General features: G+C 65.3%; 1 protein-coding gene. It reads right to left on the bottom strand.

The features are described 5' to 3' along the window. Window positions 1-1371 (bottom strand): hypothetical protein (locus tag ADT71_RS00310; protein WP_156336360.1); only part of this gene is annotated, 1371 nt, incomplete at its 3' end. Window positions 1372-2029: the final 658 nt, after the last annotated feature.

Here is a 2029-nt window from a genome sequence, read left to right as displayed (position 1 = left end):
TCCCGAGCCGGAGGTCGATCCGGTCAGGCCACCGACAAGACCGGTAACGGGAGCAAGCACGCCGCCGTCCGTCGTGCCGCCGGTGAGACCACCGACAAGACCCGTGACCGGCGCCAGCAGGCCGCCGTCACTGGTGCCGCCCGTAAGGCCGCCCAGCACACCATCGACGAGGCCCGTTACCGGGGCGAGGACCGAAGATCCGCCGACAGGACCGAGCCCACCAACGATGCCGCCCAGCGAGCCGTTGACGGTATCGAGCAACGGAGACGTCACGCTATCCACGATCGCGGTTACCGGAGCGATCACGGGAGCAAGCGTATTGGTCAGTTGATCGACTGTCCCGCCAACCTGCTCGCCGAGAAGCGCGCCGGTGAGATTGCCCAGGGGTGCCAGTCCGGCTGCCACGCCTTCGGCCGTAGTCGGCAGCGTCAGGTCGACTACGTTGCCGTTCGAAAGCACGTCGGCCGTTACCAGTTGTCCCGAAGTCAGGCCGGGGTTTTCGGACAGGACGTTGAGGCCCAGCAGCGTATCCCCGCTGCTCGGTCCGGTCAGGACATTGTTGCCCAGGTCGAGACCCAGCAATGGCCCATCGTAAGTCCTTGCGGGATCGGTATTGCCTCCTCCAAGGCTTCCGGTCAGTCCATCAATGAGCCCTCCGAGCTGGCCGGTGACGGGCGACAGCAGCCCGCCATTGCCCAGCACGGGCGACAGCACGCCGTTGACCGTATCGAGCAGGGGCGAAGTGATGCTGTCTACTGTCGAAGTGACCGTGGCCACGGTGGGTGCAAGGCCATTGGTCAACTGCGTCACCGTTCCGCCGACCTGATCGCCCAGCAAGGCGCCAGTCAACGAACCCAGCGGCGCGAGAGCTTGTTGCGTTTGCTCGGTCGTGGTGGGAAGCGCCACGTTGACGACTTGTCCATCACCCGTGAGCAGGTCGACCGCGATACCGCTTCCGTTCGTGGTCGCTGTGCCGGGGGCCACATTGACATCGATCAGTGTACCTGAGCCGCTGGGGCCAAGCAGCCCGCCACCACCCACAGTCACACCGGCAAGCGGCCCGGTGAAGCCTGCTGGGCCGGTCGGATTGGTTGGACCTGTGGGACCAGTCGGGCCGGTGGGACCAGTCGGGCCGGTAGGGCCAGTCGGACCGGTTGGGCCAGTCGGGCTGGTGGGGCCGGTCGGGCCGGTGGGACCGGTGGGGCCGGTGGGACCGGTAGGGCCCGTCGGGCCGCTGGGATTGTTCGGACCGGTGGGATTACCGCTCTCGAAGCCCACTCCTCCGGCACATGCCGCGACCAGCAGCAAAGGAAGCGTGGTCGACGCTAGCAGGACGTGCCTTTTGAACTTGGGGTAACAACGTGTCGCCATGGGTCTTCTCCAATGTGCTGTCGGCCTTCGCCGGCCTCATTGGAATTCACGATAGAACCACGCCGCGTGCTGGATCGCGTCCAGAAGGAGCCGCCCCGGCCATGTCCCGAAGTGCGGTTCCGATCAGGTCACTGCGTTGGTAACCAAGCGCGATGTGCAGACCGGGAGACAGCCGCCATGGACACGCAAAATCCCGGAAAGGCTTACCCGATAACGGAAATCCTGCGGGCCAAGCCCCGGCAAGGCCCGAAAATCCCTGCCATGACGGCCGAAATGGTTAAATGCTCATTCCGGCTCATTTTGCGTCGGCGCAGAAACTGATTTCCTCCATCCCGGCCATTCCACAATATCTCTGACGACAGAATCGAAGAGGCAGCCCCGTCGCCGGGACTGCCTCCTCTTCCCCGCCCCCCGTTTCAGAAGGGGAGGGTCGTTTGTGTGCCCAGCCATGGGGTTGTGGGGCGCCGGGCACACATAGCGATTATTTCCCGAGACCGCCGAGCAGCGATCCGACGAGGCCCGTTACCGGAGCCAGTACCGAACCGGTCGTCGTCCCCGTTCCCGAGCCGGAGGTCGATCCGGTCAGGCCACCGACAAGACCGGTAACGGGAGCAAGCACGCCGCCGTCCGTCGTGCCGCCGGTGAGACCACCGACAAG

The organism is Novosphingobium sp. ST904, from assembly GCF_001298105.1.
Lineage (GTDB): Bacteria > Pseudomonadota > Alphaproteobacteria > Sphingomonadales > Sphingomonadaceae > Novosphingobium.
The sequence above is the reverse complement of the archived record's forward strand: the minus strand, read 5'-3'. Positions and strand labels throughout refer to the sequence as shown.